This window comes from Hyphomonas neptunium ATCC 15444, from assembly GCF_000013025.1.
In the GTDB taxonomy this organism is placed as follows: domain Bacteria; phylum Pseudomonadota; class Alphaproteobacteria; order Caulobacterales; family Hyphomonadaceae; genus Hyphomonas; species Hyphomonas neptunia.
On sequence record NC_008358.1, the window covers coordinates 3042786 to 3067301 of the forward strand.

The window sequence follows — 24516 nt, forward strand, 5'->3', positions numbered from 1 at the left end:
AAAAACTAAAAGGGAGTAAGCCGATGACTGACGGCGTATACAAAGACTTTGCCACCACCCAGATCCATGCCGGCTCCGCGCCAGACCCCGCAACGGGCGCGCGCCAGGTGCCGATCTATCAGACCACGGCCTATGTGTTCCGCGACGCTGACCACGCCGCCGCCCTCTTCGGCCTGCAGGAAGTCGGCTACATCTATTCCCGCCTCACCAACCCGACCATCGGCGCGCTTCAGGCCCGCCTTGCTGCGCTGGAAGGCGGCGCCGGCGCGGTCTGCTGCTCCTCCGGCCATGCGGCCCAGATCATGGCGCTCTTCCCGCTGATGGGACCGGGCAAGAACATCGTCGCCTCCACGCGCCTCTATGGCGGCACGATCACCCAGTTCACCCAGACCTTCAAACGCTTCGGCTGGTCGGCAAAGCTCATCGACACCGAAGACCTCGCCGCTGTCAAAGGCGCGATTGACGAGAACACCCGCGCCATCTTCTGCGAGACCATTGCCAATCCCGGCGGCTATATCAGCGACTTGGACGCGCTGGCAAAAATTGCCGATGAGGCGGGCATTCCCCTGATCGTCGACAACACAACCGCCACGCCCTATCTCTGCCGCCCGATCGAACATGGCGCCACGCTGGTCGTCCATTCGCTGACCAAATACATGACCGGCAACGGCACCGTCACCGGCGGGGCCATCATCGATTCTGGCAAGTTCGACTGGTCGGCATCGGACAAATTCCCCTCCCTCTCGGCGCCAGAGCCTGCCTATCAAGGCCTCAACTTCCATGAGACCTTCGGGCCCGCCGCCTTCACCTTCCACGGCATCGCCATTGGCCTGCGCGACCTCGGCATGACCATGAACCCGCAAGGCGCCCATTACACGCTGATGGGCATCGAAACCCTCTCCCTACGGATGGAAAAGCACGTTGCCAATGCGCAGAAGATCGCCGCCTGGCTGGAAACCCACCCGGCGGTGAAATCCGTCACCTATCCAGGCCTCGCCTCCTCGCCGTATAAAGACCGCGCCGTGCGCATCACGCCCAAAGGCCCCGGCGCCCTCTTCACGGTCCAGCTGAAGGGTGGCTATGACGCCTGCATGAAGTTCGTCGCCGCGCTGAAACTCTTCAGCCATGTGGCAAATCTCGGCGACGCGCGCAGCCTCGTCATCCATTCGGCCTCCACCACCCACCGTCAGCTGACGGATGAGCAGCAGATCGCCGCAGGCGCCGCGCCAGACGTGGTGCGCCTCTCCATCGGCATCGAAGGCACAGAAGACCTGATCGCAGACCTCGACCAGGCCCTGAACGCGGCAGGCTAGAAAACCGGGAAAGGGCGGCTCTATCCGAGCCGCCCGACTCGCTCAATCAGCGCCTTTGCGGCGGCCGGATTGCGTTCCTTGGCGCCCGCAATGAAGAAGGCGAACACCTCGCGATTCTTCGCCCAACCCTTGAAGGTCTTGGCCCAGGCATCCAACGCGCCCGCCTCGTACCCTGTCTCAACATCACTTTGCGACTGCTGCAACCGCGCATAGGCAAAATCCGCCGTCTCCACATCCGGCATCGGCCAGTCGGGATCATCGGCGAACACCACGGCGCAGCCATGCCGGCGCATAAGATCCGTAAACGACTCATTCCGGAACGTCTCATTGCGCACTTCGATCGCGTGGCGAAGGCGCACGCCTTTGTGCTCGGGCGGCAGGAAGGAGCAGAACGCGCCGAAATAATCGGCATCAAACTTGCGCGTCTCGGGAAACTGCCAGTTGATCGCGCCCAGCTTCTCGCCCAGCGCCGTAACGCCGCCCTCAATAAACATGCCGACCGAGCTGCGCATATCGTCTGCGGTCTTGCGGATCGTCGTCGCCCGGTGCGCTTTCACGGTGAAGCGGAAGCCATCCGGCGTTTCTTCCGCCCACTTTGCAAAAGTCGCCTCGCTTTGGCCGCGATAGAAGGTCGAGTTGATCTCGATCGCCGTCACCTGCCCGCTGGCATAGGCAAGCTCGCCCGCTTTCTTCACTTCGGCGGGATAAAAGGTCTCCCGCCACGGCTCATAATTCCAGCCACCAATACCGACACGAATGGGATGGGGCATGAAGGTCCTCTTCGTAAAGATAAAGAGAAAACAAAACTAATGTAGTTTCCGGAAATGCGCGACCCGATTCTTGCCAGTTTTATTGGCACTCGCCTGCTGCGGCTTGCTCTTCCAACGCCGCCAGCATGGATTCCGCCTCGGCCTTGCCGCCTGCGAAGTCAGGAAAAGTGAACCCGGCAACCTCTGCAATAACCGTATCATTCGTAGCCAGAAGCACATCGAAAGGCGTGCCGCTTTCCAGCCGCTCGTGCAGCGGCGCCGCTTGCTCAGCTTGAAGTATCCCGAATTGCGTTGGCAGCTTACCGGCCATCTGATCGCCCAAGGAAGCATAGGCGAAGACACCGCCGCCCGGTTCTCGAAATGCAATGAGCAGCTGTTTGCCTTGGGCCTTGAGAACCTCCGCGACGCTCACCCATTTTTCTCCGGTGTTCACCGCCAGCGCCATCGTGCGGAAATAGATGTCGCCATCGCTGCGATAATTGAATTCGGCGTCGCCGCCGGTGACATACCCGTATCCCATTAGTTCATTGAACTCGGCGAAGCGGACTTTGGCGGCATCCGGCAACACAAAGAACACATTGGTCTTGAGGCTGTAGCTCTTGCTGCCGGCTGACACTTCCCAATGTTCGGCAAGCTTCTCGGCAGCGCAATATGTCTGTGCGACAGAAACCGGCGCCGCGGCCAGAGCGATCAGTGCAAGGATAAGTGCGCGCATGGGACGAGCTCCGACAGGGTATCCGAATATTCGACCCGGCATTGCGGCCTTCGTCAAGCCATACAAAAAGGGCGGCCTTTTGGGCCGCCCTTTGGAATTGGATCAGGTATCCAGAAAGCTTCGCAGCTTCCGGCTCCGGCTCGGGTGCTTGAGTTTCCTCAGCGCCTTCGCCTCGATCTGGCGGATGCGTTCGCGGGTGACCGAGAACTGCTGGCCGACTTCTTCCAGCGTGTGGTCCGTGTTCATGCCGATGCCAAAGCGCATCCGCAGAACGCGTTCCTCACGTGGGGTGAGCGAAGCCAGCACGCGGGTCGTCGTCTCGCGCAGGTTCGACTGGATGGCCGCGTCCACGGGAAGCAGCGCCATCTTGTCCTCGATGAAGTCGCCGAGGTTTGAATCCTCGTCGTCGCCAATCGGCGTTTCCAGCGAGATCGGCTCTTTCGCGATTTTCAGAACCTTGCGGATCTTCTCCAGCGGCAGGCCGAGCTTTTCGGCCAGTTCTTCCGGGGTCGGCTCGCGGCCGATCTCGTGCAGCATCTGGCGCTGTGTACGGATGATCTTGTTGATCGTCTCGATCATGTGCACCGGGATACGGATCGTCCGGGCCTGGTCCGCAATAGAGCGGGTAATGGCCTGACGGATCCACCAGGTGGCATAGGTCGAGAATTTGTAGCCGCGGCGATATTCGAACTTATCGACCGCTTTCATGAGGCCGATATTGCCCTCCTGGATGAGATCCAGGAATTGCAGGCCGCGGTTGGTATATTTCTTGGCAATCGAGATCACGAGGCGGAGGTTGGCTTCCACCATCTCCTTCTTCGCGATGCGCGCTTCCCGCTCGCCCTTCTGCACGGTCTGAACGATCCGGCGGAAGTCATCGATTGGAATGCCGATTTCCTGGGCAATCTCGGAAATCTCGTCGCGAACGACCTGGACTTCCTCGCCCTTGCCGTCGACCAGGCGTTTCCATTTCGCCGAAATCTCGCGCACGCGCTCGGCCCAGTCAGGCTCAAGCTCGCTGCCGATATAGTTGTGCAGGAACTCCTTGCGCGGCACGCCATGAGCGTCAGCCAGACGCATCAGCTTGCCTTCAAGGCCCATCAGCTTCTTGTTGATGGCGTAGAGCTGCTCCACCAGCGCCTCGATACGGGCGTTGTTGATGTGGATCGTCTTGAGATTGTCCACGATCTGCAGAGACAGGTCGTCATATTCGCCCTGTGCCTTGGGGGTAAGGTCCTTGCCCTCAATCCGGCGGACCAGCAGGCGATCCTGAAGCTTGCGGAAACGGCTGAACGCGTCGGCAATCTCGTCGAGCTTGGCGAGCACGCCTTCGCGCAGCTCCCCTTCCATCGCCGACATCGACATCGCAACCGCGTCGTCTTCCTCTTCCTCTTCCTGCTGCTGCTGGCGCATGCGCTCAGCCTCAACCTCGTCGACCTCTTCGGCAGACCGCTTCTTGCCCTTGACCGGCGCAGCCGGCTCAGGCGGGCGTTCTTCGACAGGCTTGGGCTCGGGCGGCGGATTTTCCGCGCCATAGGTGGCTTCCAGGTCGATCAGGTCGCGCAGCAGGATGCGCTCATTCATGAGCTCATCGCGCCACACCATCATGGCCTCGAAGGTCAGCGGGCTTTCGCACAGGCCGCGGATCATCGCGTCCCGGCCGGCCTCGATGCGCTTGGCAATCGCAATCTCGCCCTCACGGGAAAGAAGCTCCACCGCGCCCATCTCGCGCAGATACATCCGCACCGGATCGTCGGTCCGGTCGCTGCCACGGGCATTGCCCTTCTTGGCGACGACTTTCTTGTCCTCGATCTTGGTGAGGGCCTTGCCCTGTTCTTCGGCCTCTTCCTCGGTCTCGACCACAGCGATGCCCATCTCCGAGATCTGGGACATCACGTCCTCGATCTGGTCGGAACTCATGTCGGAGTCCGGCAGAAGCTGGTTTATCTCATCATGGGTGATGAAGCCGCGCTTCTGGGCGCGCTTCAGAACCTTTTTGACGTCTGTGGCGTTAAAATCGACAAGACCGCTTTCCGTCTCTTTGTCGTCTTCGCCCTCGCCGTCACCGGCCGTGTTCTTTTTCTTCTTGGTGGCTGTCGCCATATCTCAGCTATCTCCCGTCCGGACCGGTAGCCTCGCAAGCTGCCGTGCCAGTGCCTGTCGCTTTACCGTTCAGTTCAGCTATCGCTGCTCTTGCTGGATGCCTCGTTCATACGGACCTTGAGGGCCCTTCGTTCCGCGACCATTTGAAGCCGCCTCCGCCATTCTTGCGGAGACAACGTAGGGTCCGCGCTCGCACTATCCGTACCAGAGCCCGTCTCCTGATCGCGGGAACGCCGCTTCGCCACAAATTGCTCCAGAGCGATTAGCCATTCCCGTGCCTCGGACCCATTGGTCGCTATCTGAGGCGTTACGGGATAATCTTTGAGCAAACCGGCAGCACGTATGTTCCCAGATTTCGTTAGATGGGCGGTGATTGTCCCCCGGTCAATGGGGATTCCGTCATTTGCCAGGTCAAGAACTGCATCTCGCAGAAACGCGGCATCCGGTTCGGCCGGCGCACACTGGGCAAGCAACTCCGCGCCGATCGATAACAGACCCGGATTATCGACCGCGCTCATGATCAGCCGTAGCCCGCCAATCTTCTCGCGCCCGCCCTGCTTGAGAAGTTCCTGCGCCTCTTCCCCGCCGGGGGGAATCTGTGCCGATCCGGGCCGGCCGGGCCGCCCTGGCCGCTTCTGGTAATTGGCCGCCCGTTTGGCTTCGCGCAGCTGCCAGAGATGGTCGCGCAGCCGCGACTTCAAATCCCGCTCATACGCGGATTTGACACCAGGATGCCGGATATGCCCGCATGCCGCGATCAGGCGGGCTTCCAGCCCGGCCTGGCGCTCGGGCGTGTCCAGCGGCTCCGCGTCCCGCTCGCGCCGCCACAATAGCTCTGACAGCGGCAACCGAGCGGCCAGCTGCTCGCTCATCGCCCCGGCGCCGCGCGCGCGGATCAGGTCGTCCGGGTCCATCCCGTCGGGCAGCAGCACAAAGAAAACAGACCGCCCCGGCTCGGCAAAGGGCAGCGCCCGGTCGAGCGCGCGATACGCAGCGCCCAGCCCCGCCTTGTCGCCATCAAAACACATTACCGGTTCCGGCCCGGCCCGCCACAGCAGCTGCAACTGCTCCTCGGTCAGCGCCGTGCCGAGCGGGGCAACGGCATTGCCAAAGCCCGCCTCGCACATCGCGATCACGTCCATATAGCCTTCGCAGACGATCAGCCCGCCGCCCTCGCCGTGCCCCAGCGCCTCGCGCGCCGCCTTGTAGCGATAGAGCACGGTTGATTTGTGGAAGAGCGGCGTGTCGCCCGAATTGAGATATTTCGGCTTGGCATCGGGCTGCAGCGCGCGGCCGCCAAACGCAATGATCCCGCCCCGCGAATCGGGGATCGGAAACATCAGGCGTCCGCGGAACGCGTCATAGGGCTCCCCGCCCTTGTCGTTTTCCTTGATGATGCCCGCTTCCAGCAGCTCGCCATCGGTAAAGCCCTCGGCTTGCAGATGCGCCCGCGTGCGCCGCCAGTCATCGGGCGCGTAGCCAAGGCGGTATTTGCTCCAGCTCGACGCCGCCAGCCCCCTGCCCTCCAGATACGTCCGCGCGCCCGCGCCTTCAGAGGAGCGCAGCCGCGCCTCGAAGAAATCCGCCGCCGCCTCGCACGCCGCCTGCAACCGCTTGCGGTGATCATATTCCTCTGCCGCTGCCGGGCTCGCCTTGGGCAGGGCCATGCCCGCTTCCTCAGCCAGCTTCTCGACCGCTTCCATGAAGGAGAGCCGCTCGGTCTCCATCACGAAGTTGATCACGTCCCCGCCCATGCCGGAGGAAAAGCATTTGAAGATGCGCTTCTGGTCGTTGACGTAGAAACTCGGCGTCTTCTCGGCCGTGAACGGCGAGAGGCCGACCCACTCCTTGCCCTTCTTCGTCAGCTTCACCTTGCGCCCGATCACGTCCGAAGGCCGGATACGGGCCTTCAGCTCATCAACGAAGCCATCAGGGATGCGAATGGGGGAAGAAGACATGGGTTTCAGGATACCACCTTTGCCGGAGCTGCGGGACCGGAGATTGGCATTTCCCCCAAAAATACAATTGCCCACTACACCGTCCACGAAAAAGGGCCCCACCTTTCGGCGGGGCCCTCGGATCGATCACGGCTGCGACTACTCCCAGCGGTACATCGGGGCTTCATCGAAGGCGGCTTGATCAATGTCGATCACGACCTCGCCTTCTCCATCACCCTCTGCGACCTTGATCGCATTGGCGTCGATCACGATCTGGTCGGTGGACACAAGGCCCGGCGAAATCACGGCATATTTCAGCTCACCGGTATTGGTCACGATCAGGTCGTTCACACGGGCCTGCTCATCGCTGAAGCTCATGGCCGGCACTGCGCCCATCATTTCCGAAGCGAGACGGAAATCGTTCATTTCGTCCTGCTCAAATTCCGGCAAGGTCTCGAGATTTTCTTCAGTGATCGCAATGATCAGGTCTGGCTCATCACCGGCCTCACCCGAAACGGTTGCGGCGTCAAAGTTCAGCGTGCGCAGGTCACCGCCCAGGCCGCTGATGCCGCCGTCACGGACCAGAAGCACCGGCTCCATGCCGTTGGTGCCCAGGAAGATGTCGGCAACAGTAGCAATCTCTTCACCGGCCGGACCGTGCACCGAAGCGCCGATCAGGTCGGAAGCTTCCATCTCGCCGGCAGCAAGGGTGTACTCGGTCCGCGTCGACGCATCGACATCGGTATCTGCTTCAGCCGCTTCGACCGTCTGGTCATCAGCGTCATCAACCGTTTCGATCTGCGGGCCGTTGGTTTCATAGCCAGCCGTCTGTGCCGGAGCGTCTGCGTCTGAACAGGCGGCAGCAGCAAGCAGCAGGGCGGAGGCACTGGCAGTAGCAAGAAGCATTTTCATGGCTAAGTCCTTTTCAGTGGTTACTTGCCCCACCAACGGACCCCGGCCTGACTTGTTCCAACCTTTCCGTCTTTTCAGACTCAAGGCGAGACTAAGGCGCTTCTGAAAATCAGGCGGCGGCTCAGCCCTGGCTGAGTGCGGTGCGAACCGCCTTGCCGGCGCTCGCCGCTTCGATCTGGCCCGGATAGCGGGTCTTCAGCTCGGTCACGCAGCGGCCCAGATCCTTGAGCTTCGATGCCCCCAGATCCTCGACCACCTGTTTGACGGCAATATCCAGCGCCTTGCCCGCAAGTGGCTGGGGCAGAAATGCCTGAATGATCGCAATCTCGTCGCGCTCGCGCAGCGCGTCCTCGATGCGGCCTTCTTCTTCATGCTCGCTGGCGGCTTCTTCGCGCTGGGCCACCATCGTGTGCAGCACGCGCTGCACATCGGTGTCCGGGCAACCTTCGCCCTCGCCGCGCCCACGCGCGCAGACATCCCTGTCCCGGATGGCGCATTCGACTAGGCGCAGCGTGTTCAGCCGCGTCTCGTTCTGCGTCCGGGCAGATTCGTCCTTGAGTGCTTGAAGGATACGGGCCTTGAGGCCCATACAGGCAGTAATATCTTCGCGGCCCATGCCGGTCCTATGCCTTTCTACACTCCGCGACATACGCCTTGCTTGACGGTGCGGAGAGTCAGCCCCAATAAGCGGCCGAGTTTTGACCAGACCGGTTAAAACGATGTCAACCAGACTGGCAAGCGGTGAGAGGTATATCTTCCATGAGCAGGAATCAAGATATGGACTCAGCCACTGGTGCCTTGGCCCTTGAAGATGGTACGATTTTCGCGGGTTTCGGGGCTGGGGCTGCCGGTATCAAAGTGGGGGAGCTCTGCTTCAACACGGCGATTACCGGCTATCAGGAAATACTGACAGACCCGTCTTATGCGTCCCAGCTGGTGCTGTTTACCTTCCCGCATATCGGAAATGTCGGCGCAAATGCCGAAGATCACGAAGAATCCACCGTTGAAGCAGCCGACGCCGCCCGCGGCGCCATCTTCCGCGAGCCGATCACCGCGCCCTCCAACTGGCGCTCGACCGAAGATTTCGGCGTCTGGCTCGCCCGGCGCGGCATCATCGGCCTCTCCGGCATCGATACGCGCGCGCTGACCAAGCGCATCCGCGAAAAAGGCATGCCCAAGGCCGCCATCTGCCACAAGCCGGACGGAAAGATCGACTTTGACGCGCTTGTCGAACTCGCCCGCAGCTGGAATGGCCTCGACGGGGCAGACCTTGCCGATGTCGTCGACCAGGACGCCCCTTTCGAGCATACCGAAGGTCTCTGGCAGGCCGCCACCGGCCACCAGACCGCGCTCGCCAATGCCGAATTCCACGTCGCCGTCATCGATTTCGGCGTGAAGAAAAATATCCTGCGCAATCTCGCCAGCGCCGGCGCCCGCGCCACGGTCGTCAATGGCAATGTCAGCGCTGAGGAAGTCCTCGCCCTGAAACCCGATGGCATCGTCTTCGCCAACGGCCCTGGCGACCCGGCCGCCACCTTCGAGCGTTCCGGCGAAATGATCAAAACCCTCGTCGCCTCGGGCCTGCCCATCCTCGGCATCTGCCTTGGCCACCAGCTCCTTGGTCTCGCCCTCGGCGCCAAGACCAAAAAGATGGCGCAGGGCCACCACGGCGCCAACCACCCCGTCAAGGACCTCGCCACCGGCAAGGTCGAGATCGTCTCGATGAACCACGGCTTCACGGTTGATCCCGACACGCTTCCCCCTGGCGTGGAGGAGAGCCACCGCTCCCTCTTCGACGGCACAAATTCCGGCCTCGCGGTCAAAGGCAAACCGATCATCTCGGTCCAGCACCACCCCGAAGCCTCCCCCGGCCCGCAAGACAGCTTCTACCTCTTCACCCGCTTCGCGGGCCTGATGCGGGACTATCGCGCGAAATAACAAAAGGCCGCCCAAGGGCGGCCTTTTTCTTTGCACGGACAGCACCGAGCCATCTAAATAAGCTTCGCCTCAGTCTTCGCCCGAACCTCATCCTCAGTCACGCCCGGCGCCAGCTCCACCAGCTTCAGCCCGCCCTCGACCACATCCATCACGCAAAGATCGGTGATGATCCGGTCAACCACGGCCTTCCCCGTCAGCGGCAGCGTGCATTCTTTCAGCACCTTGCTCTCGCCCGCCTTGTTGGCGTGATCCATCACGACCACCACGCGGCCAACGCCCGCCACAAGGTCCATCGCCCCGCCCATGCCCTTCACGAGCTTGCCGGGGATCATCCAGTTGGCGAGGTCGCCATTCTCCGCCACTTCCATCGCGCCCAGGATCGCCATCGCGATCTTGCCGCCCCGGATCATCGCAAAAGAGGTCGCGCTGTCAAAATAAGCCGTATGCGGAAGCTCCGTGATCGTCTGCTTTCCGGCATTGATCAGGTCGGCGTCTTCCTCGCCCTCAAACGGAAACGGCCCCATGCCCAGCATGCCGTTTTCCGATTGCAGCGTCACATTCACGCCCGCCGGAATATGGTTCGCCACCAGCGTCGGAATCCCGATGCCAAGGTTCACATACATCCCGTCCTTCAGCTCCTGCGCGGCCCGCGCCGCCATATCATCGCGTGTCCAGGCCATCAGCTTGCCTCCCTCTTCCGCACAGTGCGCTGCTCAATCCGCTTCTCATGCGTCCCCTGCACAATCCGGTGCACATAAATCCCCGGCAGGTGAATGCCATCGGGATCAAGCTCCCCCGGCTCCACAATCTCTTCCACTTCCAGCACGCACACCTTCCCGCAGGTCGCGGCCGGCTGGTTGAAGTTGCGCGCCGTCTTGCGGAAAATCGCGTTGCCCGTCGTGTCCGCCTTCCAGGCTTTCACGATGGCAAGGTCGGCAAAGATACCCTCTTCGAGAATATAGGTCTGCCCGCCGAAATCCTTATGTTCCTTGCCCTCGGCGATGACGGTGCCCACACCGGTCTTGGTGTAAAAGCCCGGAATGCCCGCGCCGCCCGCACGCATCCGCTCGGCGAGGGTTCCCTGCGGGTTGAACTCCAGCTCCAGCTCGCCGGAAAGATACTGCCGCATGAACTCGGCATTCTCGCCCACATAGGAGCTCATCATCTTCTTCACCTGCCGCGTCTCCAGCAGCAGGCCGAGGCCAAAGCCATCCACGCCCGCATTGTTGGAGGCGACGGTCAGGTTCTTCACCCCGCTCTCGCGGATCGCCGCGATGGACAGCTCCGGAATGCCGCAGAGGCCAAAGCCGCCCGCTGCGATCAGCATGCCGTCATGCAGAAGCCCGTCCAGGGCCTCTTTCGCCGTAGTATAGATCTTGCTCGCCATTGCGCCTCCGGAAGGTGTTTAGGCCGGTGTCATGCTGGGCCGCGCCCGGACCTGATTTACCAGATCACAGGCCGCCCGGACATGCGCAATCCGGGTGAACGTGAATTGTTGGGTTGCCCCTTCCGATCCCTGCAGGATGAGATCGCCATGGCGCAGCGCCCAGTCGAAAAACCCCTTGCTGTGAAAGAGGCAGTTATAAATCTGATGCGGCTCCCAGCTCCGGTGCCATTTGTTCCAGGGCATCAGCCCATGACCCGCCGATACGCCCCGCGCGCTGACCGAGACATGAAACGTCTGCAGCCAAAGAAACTTGAACACTGAGCGCACAAACCAGTAGCCAAGGATCAGGATAACCCCCGCCACAATCCATTCGGCAAAGGGCTTCAGCATCGGGAACACAATAGCGGTAATCCAGCGCTGCACGTCCGGCTGGTGCATAATCAGCATTCCCATGGCCACCAGCGTCAACGCGCCCCGCACAACCGGGCCGACATAATTGCCCCAGCTTTTCCTGAATACTCGCTCGTCCATCACCTGCCCCGCCTGAAGCTCCGCATCTGCCTGCTTACCGCCTGATTAGCGGCCACCCGCAGAATAGGAAACGTCAAAACCGGGCCAGACGCTGAATTTCAACAAGCGTTGAAACACAGCCCGCAGCGCAAGACAAGACCGCCCCGAAACGATCAGCCCACCGCCTCCACCGTCTGTTCGATCGCGCCAAAGATCGAATGCCCTGCCGCGTCGCACATCTCGATGCGCACCGTGTCGCCCGGCTTCATGAACGGCGTTTTCGCTGCCCCGTCCCGGATCGTCTCGATCATGCGGATCTCCGCAATGCAGGAATAGCCAAGCCCGCCCTCGGCCACGGGCTTGCCCGCTCCGCCGCCTTCATCCTTGTTGGAAACGGTGCCCGACCCGATGATCGAGCCTGCCACCAGCGCCCGCGTCTTGGCCGCATGCGCCACCAAGCGCGGCAGGTTGAACGTCGCGTCCACGCCCGCATTCGCCCGCCCAAACGGCTGGCCATTGAAGTCCACGCGCAGCGGCAAATGCACGAGGCCATCCTTCCACGCATCGCCCAGCTCGTCCGGCGTCACCGCCACCGGCGAAAACGCGCTCGCGGGCTTGGCCTGGAAAAACCCGAACCCCTTGGCCAGCTCGCCGGGGATCAGACCGCGCAAGCTCACATCATTACAGATCATCACCAGACGGATGAGCTTTGCGGCCTCTGCCTCCGATACGCCCATCGGCACATCATCGGTGATCACCGCCACCTCCCCTTCCATATCGCAGCCCCAGGCCACGTCTTTCAGAGGAATAGCGTCGCGCGGGCCGAGGAAGCCATCCGAGCCGCCCTGATACATCAGCGGATCGGAATAGAAACTCTCAGGCACCTTGTCGCCCCGCGCCGCACGCACCAGCTCCACATGGTTGATATAGGCCGATCCGTCCGCCCACTGATAGGCGCGCGGCAGCGGGCTCATCGCGTCATGCTCATGAAACCGGAAAGTCGGCACAGAGCCCAGCTCCACCTGCTCGGCCAGCATTTCGAGTTGCGGCCCATAGACAGACCAATTGTCCAGCGCGCCCTGCAATGTCGACACAATGCGAGCCGCATCGGTACATTTGGTCAGGTCTTTCGAGACGACGACGAGGCGGCCATCGCGGGCGCCATTCTTCAGTGTGGAGAGTTTCAAGTAATTTCCCTCTGATCAGCTTCTAATTATAGTAGGCGCGCCAGTTTCCGTTGTAGGTTTTTTCGAAGTTCTCTCTTGAGTCAAAGTGCACCTGCATAGGCTCTGTGTCGAAATACCTGCACGCGTCATAGTCGCTCGATTTTGACTGAAGCGCCTGGCGCCACGCTTCCTGTGCGCGCTTTCCCGCACTACTTTTCATTTCACTGGTGGTTTCAAAAAACACAATGGCGCATCCGAAGATTCTTGAAACCAGCCAGACCGCAGGACCCGGCATGACAGACCGGATGGCTTCGACATCCGCTTCCGTGATCGCGGCAGCTGCCTCTTCTCTGACGGCATTTTCGAACTCGGTGAAAATCACCAGCGTTTTATCCTGCAAAGCCGTGTCGAGATGATCCAGCACGCCGAGTTCGCGGGCGGCTTTCAAGACCCTCTTTTGCTTGCGCGTGTTGAAACCCATTCCATCCTTCTTTTGAAAGCTGGCGCCATCGCCCCGCCGGTCAAAGATGATATTCAGCCGGGGCAGCGCGCCATGATGGATTACATCGAAGTGAACATTTATCGGGCGCGGCGCAGCGTAGTGGGATGCAATCCACGCGCACAACCGCGCGTCAGGTGCTGAAAGAGCGGCCTTGCCAAGCTTGATCCGCATCGTCTCCTTGTAACCAGGATCAGTTTTGGAGATCACCCGTCAGCTCTCTTCCTTGATCTTCTCATGCAGCCAGGCCGCGTGCCGGGGCGCTTTCTTCGTCGCGCTCCATTCCTCAACCATCGGCTCGGCGACCGATTTCAGCTGCGCCATCTGTTCCGGCGTGCTGATGTCGGCGGCCAGCTCCAGCCGGTGCCCATTGGGATCAAAGAAATAGATCGACTTGAAGATGCCATGATGCGTCGGCCCCAGCACGTCGATGCCGAGACCCTCCAGATGCGCCTTTGCCGCGTGCAGCTCCTCAAGGCTGCCCAGCCGCAGCGCAATATGCTGCACCCAGACCGGCGTGTTCGGATCGCGCCCCATCTCGGGCTGCTCGGGCAGCTCAAAGAAGGCCAGCACATTGCCATTCCCCGCATCGAGGAAAATGTGCATGTACGGATCATATGCTCCGGTGGAGGGCACATGGTCTTCGGCAATGGCGAGCTGGAACTCCATGCCCAGCGTCTTCTTGTAGAACTCCACCGTCTCCTTCGCATCCTTGCAGCGATAGGCGACGTGGTGAACGCCTTTGAGTTTGGGGGCTGCCATCAAACCTTTTCCTCAGTCTTCAGTACGCCGCGATCAATCTGGTCACGTTCCATCGATTCAAACAAGGCCTTGAAATTGCCCTCGCCAAAGCCGTCCTTATAGTCGCCCTTGCGCTGGATGAACTCGAAGAATACCGGGCCAACCTGTGCCTGCGCGAAGATCTGCAACAAGAGGCGCGGCTCGCCGCCCTCGGTCGTTCCGTCCATGAGAAGGCCGCGTGCCTGCAACGCTTTCACGTCCTCGCCATGCCCCGGCAGGCGCCCGTCGAGCATCTCATAGTAAGCTGGCGGCGGCGCCGTCATGAACGGCACGCCCAGCTTCTGCAGCCGGTCCCAACAGGCATAAAGGTCGTCACAGATCAGCGCGATATGCTGGATGCCCTCGCCGTTGAACTCCCGCAGGAATTCCTCGATCTGGCCGCCGCCACCCTTGCCCTCTTCGTTCAGCGGTATGCGGATCTTCCCGTCCGGCGCCGTCAGCGCCTTGGAGGTGAGGCCCGTATATTCGCCCTTGATGTCGAAATAGCGGATTTCGCGGAAATTGAAGAGCTTCTCATAGAAGTCCGCCCAATATTTCATGCGGCCGCCGTAAACATTATGCGTCAGGTGATCGATCAGCTTGAAGCCTGCGCCCATCGGCGTCTTGTCCACGCCCGGCAGATACTCAAAATCGATGTCATAGATCGACAGCTCATTCGCGCCGGTGTCATACCGGTCGATCAGATAGATGATCGAATTGCCGATGCCGCGGATGCCGGGAATATGCAGCTCCATCGGCCCGGTCTCCACCTGCACGGGCTCTGCCCCTTGCGTCAGCAGATGGTCATAGGCTTTGCGCGCATCACGCACGCGAAAGCCCATCCCGCAGGCCGAGGCGCCATGCTCGCGCGCAAAATACCAGGCGGCAGACTTGGGCTCATAATTGGTGATCAGGTTGATGCCGCCCTGGCGCCACAGCTCGACATCCTTGGAGCGGTGCCGGGCAACCTTGGTGAAGCCCATGCCTTCAAAAACCGGCTCCAGAATGCCTTTTTCAGGGGCAGAGAACTCAATGAACTCGAATCCATCGAGGCCGGCGGGATTGTCGAAAAGATCAGCCATGGCAAAAGGCTCCATATTGCGCGTGTGAAATATATAGTTTCATATGTAACTAATTTCACGCGTGCCCGCAAGATGCTTCCGATGAGAGAAAACCCGATGTCCGACACGCCCCTGCGCCTCTCCACCTTCCTGCCCTTCCGGCTGTCGGTCCTGTCGAACGCCATCTCCCAGAAGATTGCCGAGCTTTATGACCGCGAATTTGGCCTCTCCATCTGGCAATGGCGCGTCATGGCGGTCACCGCCGACACGCCCGGCATCAGCGCCACCGAAATCGGCCAGCGCACCCAGATGGACAAAGTCGCCGTCAGCCGCGCCGTCGCCGGTCTCATCGAGATGGGCTATCTCGAACGCCGCCCCTCAGAAGACGACGCCCGCCGCTCCAACCTCTACCTCACCGACGCAGGCGCGGGCATCTATACGCTGATCGTCCCGCTGGCGAAATCCGAAGAAGCCCACCTCGTCTCCGCCCTTTCAGAATCCGAACAGGCCGAGCTCACCCGCCTTATGATCAAGCTGGCCAAATCCGCCTCCCCGGACCGCGAACTTTGGTAAGGGGTGTCCGGGAAGTGTCCTGATCTGTCCCGGTTTGTCCGAGATTGTCCTGATCTGTCCAAGTCTGGCGCGCCCGTGGCTGGAGTTTTGTTGGAGTTTTCCGCAAAAAACTCCAACGGCGCCTATCCACCATTATTTCCGCTGAACCTGCAGCAAAACCGCGATTTCCAGAAATCTCATCCACCCCCTCCGGGAACGGATCTATACTCCCTCCCATGACACCCCAGATCGCCCGCCTCTACACCCACGTATCGCCAATCTTCTGGCCATACCTCTGGCTACAGCTGCGCTGGATCTTCAAACGTCAGGATAAAGAACTCCGCACCCTCCTCATCTCGGTTACCCGCTGGGGCCAGGTCCACATCGTCCAGGTCGGCGACCATTGGCGCGCCTATCGTAAGCCGGAAGCGGTAAAGCCGGGCTGGGATGATCCGGTCTGGCAAAGCCACATATCTCCAAACCTCGTTGGAGTTTTCCTGGAGGAATCCGAAATCCCTCCAACGGAGGTTTTCGACGGCATCCGCCTCGAAGCGCATCCTGCGCGGGGTCGAAGGATAAGCGGGCTCACCCCCGACACCTCCTAGCCGCGCGCAGCGGGTGGAAATCCGATCAATAAAAACGCAAGCACCGGCCGCGCCCTAAACAGCGCGCGTTCCGGCCGCAAGCGCTGCCAGAAACCGCCCTACCCCGCCCGGCGCCGCCGCTGGCGCAGACCGCGCTCCACCGGCGCGTCCTCCTCCAGCGTAAACCGCTCCACCAGCCGCGCAATGAACGCCGACAGCTGGTCGCGGATTTCATACGGCGCTTCCATCGGCAGGAAATGCGATGTGCCGCGAATGCCGCGCATCATCAGCGACGGATTCTGCTGGATGATCTGCGCCCGGACCTTTCCGGAAATCACCGAGTCCCGGTTGGGACGCATGATGACGATAGGAATTTTCTTCTGGCGCACCTTCTTCAGCGCCGCCCAGGGCGCATGGCGCTGCGCGCCAAAGGTCTTGGCTTCCCAAGCCGGCGTACAGGTCAGCGCCCAGCGCTGGTTTTCGGCGTCCTGCGGGCCGGTATCCACCCGGTCGATCCCGTCCAGCAGATAGTCCGCCAGGAACGGCTCGCGCCAGGACTGGAACGCCCCGCGGCCATTATAGGAACTGAGCGCCTCGCGGAACGATCCGAATTCGGCCCGGCGCTTCTTGGCGCGCGAGGCCATCTTGTTGCGCGCAAACAGCCAGTTATAGGGGGGAAACACATGGTTCCAGAAATAGGTCTTCCGGGCAAGGATTACCGGATCAGCCAGCACAAGCCCCTTCACCAAATCCGGCCGCTTACCCGCCACCAGCAGCGCCACACAGCCACCCATCGAATGGCCGCCCAGCACAACGCCCTGCGGCGCTTCCTTCTCCAGAAACTCGATCACATCGTCGCGGTAGCGGTTCCAGCTGGAAAGCCCGCCTTTGGTCGGGATCGTCGTGCGCCCATGCCCGCGCATGTCCAGCGCGCCAATGCGGGCCCGCAGGCCCAGCGGCGCCAGCAGCGATTGATAGGTCATGGCATTGAAGCCGGTCGCGTGAAGCCAGATGGCGGCAAACGGCTTGATCGGATCGCCAAATTCGATCCCGGTCATCTCGCCGCCCGATTTCATCTCTTCCCGGAAACGGCGCATCAGCAGGTATCCCCGCCGCGCACACGCGTTGCCTCAAAAGATACCCCCACCTGCGCCTCCCGGAATTCTTTCCTGTCCACTTTCCGCATATTGGCGGACGGCGCAACCGACTGGCCCGGTTTCATATCAATACTCCACGCGACTCGCCGGAAAAAACGCCCGGCGTCTGAAAACCCTACAGGACCGTTTCGCGTAATAGAAGCGACCGCAAGCCGCGCTGCGCAGGCAGGCTCCAGCTTACGCGGAATTCATCTTGCCCCTATTGACCACGCCTGTAGTCGCCGATAATGACCACGTATGTAGTCCACGGGAGCCGCGCATCATGATGCAGATTTCAGCCGCCGAACTCGAAGTCATGGGAATCCTCTGGGCAGAGCCGGGCCTTGCTGCCTCCGATGTCCACGAGAAACTTGGTGACGGAAAAGACTGGAACGTCCGCACGGTGAAAACCTTCCTCGCCCGCCTGGTCGAGAAAGGCGCCGTCACCACACGCGAGGATGGCCGCCGCTATCTCTATTATCCGGCGATTGATGAAGCCGAATACAAGGGCAGCGCCGCCGGCCAGTTTGTCGACCGGGTGTTCTCCGGCCGCGCCGCCCCGCTGGTTGCCCACCTGGCCGATACGCGCGGCCTGACACAAGACGACATCGCCGAACTCGAGAAGCTTCTGGGGGAGCTGAAGAAATGATCACGCAGGTTCCTGACACCTATCTGTCCCATGCGCTGGAAGCCGCCGTCGCCGCCACGCTTCTGATCCTTCTGGTTCTGGCGATCCGCAAGCCGGTCGCCCGCCATTTCGGCGCCGGCATTGCCTACGCGCTCTGGCTGCTGCCGATAGCGCGGCTGCTGCTGCCGCCGCTGCCCCATCAGGCCTCCCTCTTCAGCTGGCTGAAATTGCCCGCCGGCACACCCGAACCCGCCGCCTTCACCGTCCGGGAATCGGCGACAGCGACCCCAGGGGTGCCCGCCCCGCCCGCAGAGGCTGTAACCGCCGCGCCCCTGGAGATCGTCCCGGCCCCGCCATCGGCAGCCTTCGACATGCCCGCCCCCCATTCTGCGCTCGTGGAGACGCCTGATCTCTTCGTCTATGCCGGCCTGATCGGTCTCGCAGTCTGGATCGGCGGCGTGCTCTACGTTCTCGCCCGCAGCCTGCACACGCATATGCAGTTCATGGCCATCGTTGAACGCGAAGGCCTGCCCGTCACCGGCGATCTGGAAGCCTTGTCGATCGAGGTCGCCCGCGAAGCCGGCCTGAAACGGATGCCGCGCGTCGTCACCAGCCTGATCTCCAGCGGCCCCTTCGTCACCGGCCTCTTCCGCCCGGCGGTCGTCCTGCCCGCCTGGTTTGCGCAGGACTATTCGCGCACCGAAGCGCGCGCCGCCATTGCCCATGAGCTCACCCATGTGAAGCGCAGCGATCTCTGGGCGCTCCAGGCGTCTGAAATCTTCGTCGCCCTGATGTGGTTCAATCCGCTCGCCTACATCGCCCGCCAGGCCTTCCGCACGGACCAGGAAGCCGCTTGCGACGCCGATGTACTCCGCCGCGGCCATGCCAGCCCCCATGCCTATGGCGCCACGCTGGTCAAAGCCGTCCGCATGCAGATGCCGGCCCGCATTGCGCTGACCACCAGCCTGCCGCTTACCCACGCTCTCAAGGAAAGGCTCAAGCTCATGTCCTATCCCGCCCCTGACACACGCCGCCGCTGGATCGGCTTTGGCGCCGCCGTTCTCCTGGGAACCACTGCGCTCGTCGGCACCGCCTCGGTCGCTGCTGCGGGAGAGAAGGACAAGAATAGCCTCAAGATCGAAAACGGCACGCTCTGGCTCGACGGAGAGAAGGTCGATAACCGTCAGGTCGTTCTGCTCACGGACCCGGTCGAAGGCCTTGTCCCCAATCCACCCGTGCCTTCGGACATCCACGATCTGTCGATGAGCATTGAAGCGGATGTGGCCGAACTTACAGGACCAGAAGGGCTTGTCGATGTAATCGACCTGGCCCGTGATCCGGACTTCCAGGAAATCACGCGCCTGAGCACCGAACTGGCTCTGATGGGCGCAAGCCTTGGCACGGACGCCGCGTTTGAAAGCCTCAAAATGAATTTTGCCGGCATGTCCGAAGACGAGATCGATGCCTGGGCCGAGGAATTCGAAGCCCGTATGGAAGCCAAGGCAGAAGAAATCGAGGCGCGCGCCGCTCAGATGGAAGCGGAGATCGAAGCGCGCTCAGCGGTGTTCGAAGCACGTATGGATCATGCCAGCGAAGCCCGCGCCCTGGAAATAGAGCGCCGCGTCGAGGCCAACGCCGCCCGCATTGAGGCAGAGGCTGCCCGCATCGAAGCCGAGGTTGAGCGTCATTATGGCGAAGAGTTCCAATCCCGGATCGAGGCGCGCACCGGACTTATCCCTGAGCTGGCCGAAGAGTGCGCCGCACTTGATCTGGCCGACGGCGAAACCCGGATCATCGAGCGCCAGACGGATGACGGCCACAGCGTGAAAATCGCCTGCGCCGCCGGTGGCGAGGATGTCCTGCGCGCCGAAACGACGAGGGGCTTTATCAACTCGAATGCTGGCCTCAGCGAAGAAGAGAAAGCCAAGTTCCGCCAGCATTCGTCCAATAGCGACAAACACACCTTTACCTTCTCCACAAAGACCAGCACTTCGAAAACGCCCGCTGAGCCTTCTCCGCCTGCAACCCCAGAAGTGCCAGCGCCGCCGTCGGATCTGCTCGGAGAGGAGAAGCATACGAGCCTCTTTCCTTTTTCCACGGCGTTGAGCCTTAACGAGGAAGCGTGTGACGCCGCCTGAACCAGCGCTTTCCGCGCCCGGCAGTTGCGGCTAGGGTCAGCCGGGTAATAACTCCGGAAGGCCCTCCGCATGATGATCCGCTTTGCCCTGGCCGCTATGGCCCTCGCGTCGCTTGGCGCCTGCGCCACCCAGCCTGAGCCCTGCACCACCGAATGGGTGCAATACCGGACCGACCGGATACTCGGCCAGTTCGCCTCGGAAAACCGGGGCCTGGTAAACGACCTGCGCCGCCTGACGCGCGAAGATGGCAAGGTCGATCCGGTGCAGAGCATCCTCCTCGCCGCCCAGGCGGAAGATATCCAGCAATTTGCCCGCAGCTTTGAAACCGTCGTCGTGCCGGAACTGAATTCAGCCATCCAGCAATGTGGCCGCCACGAGAATTTCGTACCTGCCTTCACCCAGTTCCTGCGCAATGAAGGCGTGCCCGAAACATCGCTGCAATGGGTCGGGCCGATCCTCGCACTGGTTCAGGTAATGCAGGATGACGGGCAGCTCCAGTCCGGCCCGCGCCCCTGATACGGGGGAACCTGAACCATGCAGACATTGATCGTTGTCCCTGCCCGCTATGGCTCCACCCGGCTGCCGGGCAAACCGCTCGCCAAGATCGCCGGAAAAACGATGGTCAGCCGCGTCGCCGACCTTGCGCGGCGCGCGGCGGCCAGACTTGGCAAGGGCGCCGAGTTTGTCGTTGCCACCGATGACACGCGCATCCTGCAATATTGCCGCGACAACAACATAAATGTGGTGATGACCGACCCGGCCCTGCCATCGGGATCAGACCGGGCGCTCGCGGCTGTGGACGGCTTGGGCATGAGCCCGGATTTCGTGGTGAACCTGCAAGGCGACGCGCCGTTCACACCGGCCGAGCATGTCGTAGCCGTCGTCGAGGCTCTGGAAAAATCAGGCACCGACGCCGCAACGCCTTACATCCGGCTCAGCTGGGCCGCGCTTGATCAGCTGCGAAATCACAAGGCGCAGACCCCTTTTTCGGGCACCACGCTGGTCAAAGATCCCAAGGGCCGGGCCATCTGGTTTTCCAAGATCATCCTGCCCGCCATCCGCAAGGAACCGGAACTGCGCAAGCTGAACGATCTCTCGCCGGTCTGCCAACATGTCGGCCTCTATGGCTTCCGCCTTGATACGCTGCGCCGTTATTGCGCCCTTCCCGAAAGCTATTATGAGCGGCTGGAAGGCCTTGAGCAGCTGCGCCTGATCGAGAACGGGTTCAGCGTCCAGGCTGTGGAAGTCAAACCCGGCAAGATCGCCATCCCCGGCATCGATACGGCCGAAGACATTGCCCTTGCCGAGCGCCTTGTGGCCGAGTTCGGCGAGCCGGACGTCGCCTGACAGCATGGCCCGGCTATTTATCGTCCGGCACGGCAATACCTTCGACAAGGGCGATACCGTCACGCGTGTTGGCGCACGCACGGACCTGCCATTGTCGATCTCCGGGCGCGAACAGGCTCGTCATCTGGCTGATCGTTTTGCCGATATCCGGTTCTCTGCCGCGCTGTGTTCGGTCCTCATCCGCACCCGCCAGACCGCGCGCGCAATCCTCAGCCAGCGGACAGATAATCCGGCCTTGCTGATTGCCCCTTTCCTGACCGAGATCGATTATGGTCCCGATGAGAAACAGCCGGAGGAGACGGTCGCCGCGCGCCTTGGACCGGCCTTGGAGGCTTGGGACCGGGACGGGACACCGCCGCCAGACTGGACTGTGGATGTGGCGGCGATCCGTGCGGGCTGGAGCGGCCTCCTGACGCGCGCCGCCGCCCTGTCCGAAGACGCCGCCGCGTTGATCGTCACCTCCAACGGTATTGCCCGGTTCCTACCGGATGTGGTGGACAAGGCGCCTGAAGGGCTAGACCGGAAGCTGAAGACCGGTGCCTGGGGCGAGCTGACGGTCTCGCGATCCGTCAGCGAAATCCTGAACTGGAACCAGCGGCCCTGAAGCGTCAGGCAACATCCCGCTGGATGTCGAAGCGGACCGCCGCCGGCCCGCCGATCGGCAGGACAAACGCCACGGTTGTGCCCTCGCCATAGATCGAGGAGAGCAGCATCCGCCCGCCATGCATCTCGGCAAAGGATTTGGTCAGTGACAGGCCAAGGCCGGTGCCTTCATGGTTGCGGTCCTTGGTCTTGGCGACCTGCTCGAAGGGCTGGGCAAGGCGCGGCAGGTCTTCGGCCGGAATGCCGATGCCGGTATCGGTGACGCCGAAATAGATGTCGGTGCCCCGCTGCTCGACCCGCACCGTGATGGTGCCGGAACGGTCGGTGAACTTGATGGCGTTGGACAGGAGGTTCAGCATCATCTGCCGGATGGCGCGGTGGTCGGCGTCAATGTCGGGCAGGTTATCCTCAGCCTCCAGAACCAGATCAATCGCCTTCTCCTCGGCCTTGCGGCGGATCATGCGCATCGCCGCATCAACCGGATCAATGGGGTCGATGGGTTGCGGGCTGATGGTCATCTTGCCCGCCTCGATCTTGGCCATGTCGAGGATGTCGTTGATCATGTCCAGAAGGTGCTGGCCGGACATGAGAATATCCTTGGCATATTCCTTGTACGATGGATCACCCAGCGGTCCGGCAAGCTCGTTGGTCATGATCTCGGAAAAGCCGATGACCGCGTTGAGCGGCGTGCGCAGCTCATGGCTCATATTGGCGAGAAAGGCGGATTTGGCGAGAGCAGCGCGCTCGGCCTTTTCCTTTTCCTCCGAATACTTTCGGCTCAGCTCACTGGCATGGCCTTCGGAACGCTCCAGATCGAGCGCGGCGCGGCGCAGCTTTTCCTTCTGCTTCTTGAGTTCTTCCTCATTGCGGACATTCTCGGTCACTTCAATGCCAACCGTGATCAGCCCGCCATCAGGCGTGGCGCGCTCCACCATCTTCAGCCAGCGGCCGGTGCGCAGGGCAATTGTCGTTGTGCGCGCGTCCTCTTCGGATTGGCGCTCCATAGACACAGCGCCTGCCCTCGCGATCACCACCGTGTCATGGCTCATGCCGGGGCGCAGCGTATCCTGAAGGCCGAAGTCGAGCGCGAAGGCGCGGTTCCAGTAGAGCAGCCGCTTGCGCGTATCCCACAGGGCGAAGGGGCCGTTGAAGCCCTCGATGGCATTGCGCAGGCGCCGCTCGGCGGTCTTCACGCGGTCTTCGGCCTGCTTGCGCTCGGTCGCGTCCATCATGATGCCGCCAAACACGGTCGTGCCGGTGACCGGATCGGTGGAGATGCTGCCCCGCATTTCGATCCAGCGCAGCGGGCTCGTCTGGGCAATGAAAGTGAGGTGGACCCAGCCAATGCTGCGCGCCTTGGAGAAGCCTTCCTTCACATAGCCCCGGCTTTCGACGGGAACGCGGGCGAGCAATTCTTCCAGCGGCGCCCGTCCGCCTTCGCCAAGCCCGACAAGGTCAGCGGCGCCGTCGCTCAGAAACAAGGCACTCGCGTCCTGATACCATTCCCAATAGCCCGCCCGCGCGCCGCGCATGACAAGGCCCAAGATACGGTCTGACTCTTCATTGCGGGTTTCCTGGATGGCGATTTCCCGCTGGCGTAGCGAAAGCCGGCGGGAGAGGCCAAACAGGGTGAATGTCGGCGCGGCAACCAACAGTGCAAAGATCGCAAGGCTGAGAAGGTCGGCGCGCGTGAACAGGGGCTGATCCACGGTCACACAGACACACACGCTCCCCTCGCCCACCGGGGCGCAGGCAGAGGCAGCGCGCACGCCGCCGGAGGATGTCACCTGAGGACGTTGCAAATCTGCCGCCGAAGCTGCCGGTTGCAGAGCCGGGTCTCCGAAGCCGATGACGTGCCCTTCGGCTTGCACGGATATATGCGCGCCGCTGCCAGGTTCCGGAATGATCGTGGAGGCCTGCGTCAATGCAATGACAGGATTGCGCGCGTCCAGCGCGGCCAGAAACACAAGATCACCTTGCCCGGAAAGGCCAATCAGGGCGCCCTGCTCCATCATCTCCCCGGCAACGGTCGCGGCGGCGCCAAGCCGCGATCCGTCGGGCGACTGCGAGGCGTCGCGCAGCGACACGATAGCGTCGATGCCGGGCGTGAGGCTGGCGGTTTCCGCGCGCGGAACGCTGCCGCCCTCAGCGATGGAAATCGCGGTAACGGCGACATTTGCGGCCGCCGTGATGCGATCGGCGATATGGCGCGCTTCGCTCTCGATCTGGCTGAGGCGGACAGCTTCTGCCGACTGGCGCTCATCCCAGGCCTTGAGGCCGAGAGCCACCGCCAGCAGAGCCAGGATCAGCGGCACCAGGACGCGCAGCCGGCGTGCCTCAGCCTTTGCTGACGCATCCTCTGCGGCAACAGCCGGTTTCAGCTGAGAACGGGCCTGCGATCTTGCCAATGTGACGCCTGACGTCTGCAACTTCCGGG

Annotated in this window: 24 protein-coding genes; 9 read left to right on the forward strand and 15 right to left on the reverse strand. The window is 61.9% G+C overall.

Annotated elements, in window-relative coordinates; translation table 11 throughout:
- Nucleotides 1-23 precede the first annotated feature (23 nt).
- Nucleotides 24-1313: an O-acetylhomoserine aminocarboxypropyltransferase/cysteine synthase family protein gene (locus tag HNE_RS14270; RefSeq protein WP_011647860.1), complete on the forward strand. Its 1290-nt coding sequence runs from the start codon at nucleotides 24-26 to the stop codon at nucleotides 1311-1313.
- Between the two features lie 20 nt (nucleotides 1314-1333).
- Here HNE_RS14270 and HNE_RS14275 read toward each other — a convergent pair whose 3' ends face one another.
- From HNE_RS14275 to HNE_RS14300, 6 genes are all read right to left on the reverse strand, one after another.
- Nucleotides 1334-2083: a DUF72 domain-containing protein gene (locus HNE_RS14275; protein WP_011647861.1), complete on the reverse strand. Its 750-nt coding sequence runs from the start codon at nucleotides 2081-2083 to the stop codon at nucleotides 1334-1336.
- Between the two features lie 79 nt (nucleotides 2084-2162).
- Entirely contained in the window at nucleotides 2163-2798 is a 636-nt protein-coding gene (locus HNE_RS14280; RefSeq protein WP_011647862.1) for a hypothetical protein, read from the reverse strand.
- Nucleotides 2799-2900: 102 nt separating this feature from the next.
- Complete coding sequence (gene rpoD, locus HNE_RS14285) at nucleotides 2901-4901, reverse strand: RNA polymerase sigma factor RpoD (RefSeq protein WP_011647863.1); 2001 nt, start codon at nucleotides 4899-4901, stop codon at nucleotides 2901-2903.
- A 74-nt stretch (nucleotides 4902-4975) separates the two neighbouring features.
- Nucleotides 4976-6859 carry a DNA primase gene (dnaG, locus tag HNE_RS14290; protein WP_011647864.1) on the reverse strand — a complete coding sequence of 628 codons (1884 nt, stop codon included), beginning with the start codon at nucleotides 6857-6859 and terminating at the stop codon, nucleotides 4976-4978.
- Nucleotides 6860-6997: 138 nt separating this feature from the next.
- The gene (locus HNE_RS14295; RefSeq protein WP_035592370.1) at nucleotides 6998-7750 is read right to left on the reverse strand and encodes a hypothetical protein; all 753 of its coding nucleotides are present in this window, start codon (nucleotides 7748-7750) and stop codon (nucleotides 6998-7000) included.
- A gap of 121 nt (nucleotides 7751-7871) precedes the next feature.
- Nucleotides 7872-8366 carry a GatB/YqeY domain-containing protein gene (locus HNE_RS14300; RefSeq protein ID WP_148205899.1) on the reverse strand — a complete coding sequence of 165 codons (495 nt, stop codon included), beginning with the start codon at nucleotides 8364-8366 and terminating at the stop codon, nucleotides 7872-7874.
- 161 nt (nucleotides 8367-8527) lie between these two features.
- On the opposite strand from HNE_RS14300, the gene carA reads away from it, so the two are divergent.
- Entirely contained in the window at nucleotides 8528-9688 is a 1161-nt protein-coding gene (gene carA / locus HNE_RS14305) for a glutamine-hydrolyzing carbamoyl-phosphate synthase small subunit (protein ID WP_011647867.1), read from the forward strand.
- A 53-nt stretch (nucleotides 9689-9741) separates the two neighbouring features.
- Here carA and HNE_RS14310 read toward each other — a convergent pair whose 3' ends face one another.
- From HNE_RS14310 to hppD, 7 genes are all read right to left on the reverse strand, one after another.
- Nucleotides 9742-10368 carry a CoA transferase subunit B gene (locus HNE_RS14310; protein ID WP_011647868.1) on the reverse strand — a complete coding sequence of 209 codons (627 nt, stop codon included), beginning with the start codon at nucleotides 10366-10368 and terminating at the stop codon, nucleotides 9742-9744.
- A complete protein-coding gene (locus tag HNE_RS14315; protein ID WP_011647869.1) occupies nucleotides 10368-11075 on the reverse strand; it encodes a CoA transferase subunit A in 708 nt (235 codons plus the stop codon). The genes HNE_RS14310 and HNE_RS14315 overlap by 1 nt, the downstream gene beginning before the upstream one ends.
- Before the next feature lie 18 nt (nucleotides 11076-11093).
- Nucleotides 11094-11606: a hypothetical protein gene (locus tag HNE_RS14320; RefSeq protein ID WP_011647870.1), complete on the reverse strand. Its 513-nt coding sequence runs from the start codon at nucleotides 11604-11606 to the stop codon at nucleotides 11094-11096.
- Between the two features lie 152 nt (nucleotides 11607-11758).
- Nucleotides 11759-12772, reverse strand: coding sequence for a fumarylacetoacetate hydrolase family protein (locus HNE_RS14325; RefSeq protein ID WP_011647871.1), 1014 nt, complete (start codon nucleotides 12770-12772; stop codon nucleotides 11759-11761).
- Between the two features lie 22 nt (nucleotides 12773-12794).
- Nucleotides 12795-13460 (reverse strand): hypothetical protein, encoded by a 666-nt coding sequence (locus tag HNE_RS14330; protein ID WP_035592376.1) that lies wholly within the window; start codon nucleotides 13458-13460, stop codon nucleotides 12795-12797.
- Between the two features lie 3 nt (nucleotides 13461-13463).
- Nucleotides 13464-14012, reverse strand: a complete 549-nt coding sequence (locus HNE_RS14335) for a VOC family protein (protein ID WP_011647874.1) — start codon at nucleotides 14010-14012, stop codon at nucleotides 13464-13466.
- Entirely contained in the window at nucleotides 14012-15112 is a 1101-nt protein-coding gene (gene hppD, locus HNE_RS14340; RefSeq protein WP_011647875.1) for a 4-hydroxyphenylpyruvate dioxygenase, read from the reverse strand. The genes HNE_RS14335 and hppD overlap by 1 nt, the downstream gene beginning before the upstream one ends.
- 96 nt (nucleotides 15113-15208) lie before the next feature.
- On the opposite strand from hppD, the gene HNE_RS14345 reads away from it, so the two are divergent.
- Complete coding sequence (locus HNE_RS14345; protein WP_035592382.1) at nucleotides 15209-15664, forward strand: MarR family winged helix-turn-helix transcriptional regulator; 456 nt, start codon at nucleotides 15209-15211, stop codon at nucleotides 15662-15664.
- Nucleotides 15665-15879: 215 nt separating this feature from the next.
- Nucleotides 15880-16248, forward strand: coding sequence for a hypothetical protein (locus tag HNE_RS18440; protein WP_011647877.1), 369 nt, complete (start codon nucleotides 15880-15882; stop codon nucleotides 16246-16248).
- 98 nt (nucleotides 16249-16346) lie between these two features.
- On the opposite strand, the gene HNE_RS14355 is transcribed toward HNE_RS18440, so the two are convergent.
- Nucleotides 16347-17324, reverse strand: a complete 978-nt coding sequence (locus tag HNE_RS14355; RefSeq protein WP_035592388.1) for an alpha/beta fold hydrolase — start codon at nucleotides 17322-17324, stop codon at nucleotides 16347-16349.
- A 322-nt stretch (nucleotides 17325-17646) separates the two neighbouring features.
- On the opposite strand from HNE_RS14355, the gene HNE_RS14360 reads away from it, so the two are divergent.
- The 5 genes from HNE_RS14360 to HNE_RS14380 all read left to right on the forward strand — a co-directional run bounded on the left by HNE_RS14360 (nucleotide 17647) and on the right by HNE_RS14380 (nucleotide 22080).
- Entirely contained in the window at nucleotides 17647-18012 is a 366-nt protein-coding gene (locus HNE_RS14360) for a BlaI/MecI/CopY family transcriptional regulator (protein ID WP_011647880.1), read from the forward strand.
- Nucleotides 18009-20129 carry a M56 family metallopeptidase gene (locus tag HNE_RS14365; protein ID WP_011647881.1) on the forward strand — a complete coding sequence of 707 codons (2121 nt, stop codon included), beginning with the start codon at nucleotides 18009-18011 and terminating at the stop codon, nucleotides 20127-20129. Before HNE_RS14360 ends, HNE_RS14365 begins: the two co-directional genes overlap by 4 nt.
- A gap of 69 nt (nucleotides 20130-20198) precedes the next feature.
- Nucleotides 20199-20645 carry a hypothetical protein gene (locus tag HNE_RS14370; RefSeq protein WP_011647882.1) on the forward strand — a complete coding sequence of 149 codons (447 nt, stop codon included), beginning with the start codon at nucleotides 20199-20201 and terminating at the stop codon, nucleotides 20643-20645.
- A gap of 18 nt (nucleotides 20646-20663) precedes the next feature.
- Nucleotides 20664-21476 (forward strand): 3-deoxy-manno-octulosonate cytidylyltransferase family protein, encoded by an 813-nt coding sequence (locus tag HNE_RS14375; RefSeq protein WP_011647883.1) that lies wholly within the window; start codon nucleotides 20664-20666, stop codon nucleotides 21474-21476.
- 4 nt (nucleotides 21477-21480) lie between these two features.
- Entirely contained in the window at nucleotides 21481-22080 is a 600-nt protein-coding gene (locus HNE_RS14380; RefSeq protein ID WP_011647884.1) for a histidine phosphatase family protein, read from the forward strand.
- Nucleotides 22081-22084: 4 nt separating this feature from the next.
- Here the strand turns inward: HNE_RS14380 and HNE_RS18140 are convergent, their stop codons facing one another.
- Nucleotides 22085-24487 (reverse strand): PAS domain-containing sensor histidine kinase, encoded by a 2403-nt coding sequence (locus HNE_RS18140; protein WP_049755153.1) that lies wholly within the window; start codon nucleotides 24485-24487, stop codon nucleotides 22085-22087.
- Nucleotides 24488-24516 lie beyond the last annotated feature (29 nt).

Coding starts and splice junctions, on each gene's coding strand:
- HNE_RS14310 (WP_011647868.1), bottom strand. CDS start 10,368: ATGGCCTGGACACGCGATGATATGGCGGCGCGGGCCGCGCAGGAGCTG.
- HNE_RS18440 (WP_011647877.1), top strand. CDS start 15,880: ATGACACCCCAGATCGCCCGCCTCTACACCCACGTATCGCCAATCTTC.
- HNE_RS14365 (WP_011647881.1), top strand. CDS start 18,009: ATGATCACGCAGGTTCCTGACACCTATCTGTCCCATGCGCTGGAAGCC.
- HNE_RS14320 (WP_011647870.1), bottom strand. CDS start 11,606: ATGGACGAGCGAGTATTCAGGAAAAGCTGGGGCAATTATGTCGGCCCG.
- HNE_RS14270 (WP_011647860.1), top strand. CDS start 24: ATGACTGACGGCGTATACAAAGACTTTGCCACCACCCAGATCCATGCC.
- carA (WP_011647867.1), top strand. CDS start 8,528: ATGGACTCAGCCACTGGTGCCTTGGCCCTTGAAGATGGTACGATTTTC.
- HNE_RS14345 (WP_035592382.1), top strand. CDS start 15,209: ATGTCCGACACGCCCCTGCGCCTCTCCACCTTCCTGCCCTTCCGGCTG.
- HNE_RS14380 (WP_011647884.1), top strand. CDS start 21,481: ATGGCCCGGCTATTTATCGTCCGGCACGGCAATACCTTCGACAAGGGC.
- HNE_RS14300 (WP_148205899.1), bottom strand. CDS start 8,366: ATGGGCCGCGAAGATATTACTGCCTGTATGGGCCTCAAGGCCCGTATC.
- HNE_RS14295 (WP_035592370.1), bottom strand. CDS start 7,750: ATGAAAATGCTTCTTGCTACTGCCAGTGCCTCCGCCCTGCTGCTTGCT.
- HNE_RS14355 (WP_035592388.1), bottom strand. CDS start 17,324: ATGCGCCGTTTCCGGGAAGAGATGAAATCGGGCGGCGAGATGACCGGG.
- HNE_RS14280 (WP_011647862.1), bottom strand. CDS start 2,798: ATGCGCGCACTTATCCTTGCACTGATCGCTCTGGCCGCGGCGCCGGTT.
- rpoD (WP_011647863.1), bottom strand. CDS start 4,901: ATGGCGACAGCCACCAAGAAGAAAAAGAACACGGCCGGTGACGGCGAG.
- HNE_RS14360 (WP_011647880.1), top strand. CDS start 17,647: ATGATGCAGATTTCAGCCGCCGAACTCGAAGTCATGGGAATCCTCTGG.
- HNE_RS14315 (WP_011647869.1), bottom strand. CDS start 11,075: ATGGCGAGCAAGATCTATACTACGGCGAAAGAGGCCCTGGACGGGCTT.
- HNE_RS14275 (WP_011647861.1), bottom strand. CDS start 2,083: ATGCCCCATCCCATTCGTGTCGGTATTGGTGGCTGGAATTATGAGCCG.
- hppD (WP_011647875.1), bottom strand. CDS start 15,112: ATGGCTGATCTTTTCGACAATCCCGCCGGCCTCGATGGATTCGAGTTC.
- HNE_RS14370 (WP_011647882.1), top strand. CDS start 20,199: ATGATGATCCGCTTTGCCCTGGCCGCTATGGCCCTCGCGTCGCTTGGC.
- HNE_RS14335 (WP_011647874.1), bottom strand. CDS start 14,012: ATGGCAGCCCCCAAACTCAAAGGCGTTCACCACGTCGCCTATCGCTGC.
- dnaG (WP_011647864.1), bottom strand. CDS start 6,859: ATGTCTTCTTCCCCCATTCGCATCCCTGATGGCTTCGTTGATGAGCTG.
- HNE_RS14375 (WP_011647883.1), top strand. CDS start 20,664: ATGCAGACATTGATCGTTGTCCCTGCCCGCTATGGCTCCACCCGGCTG.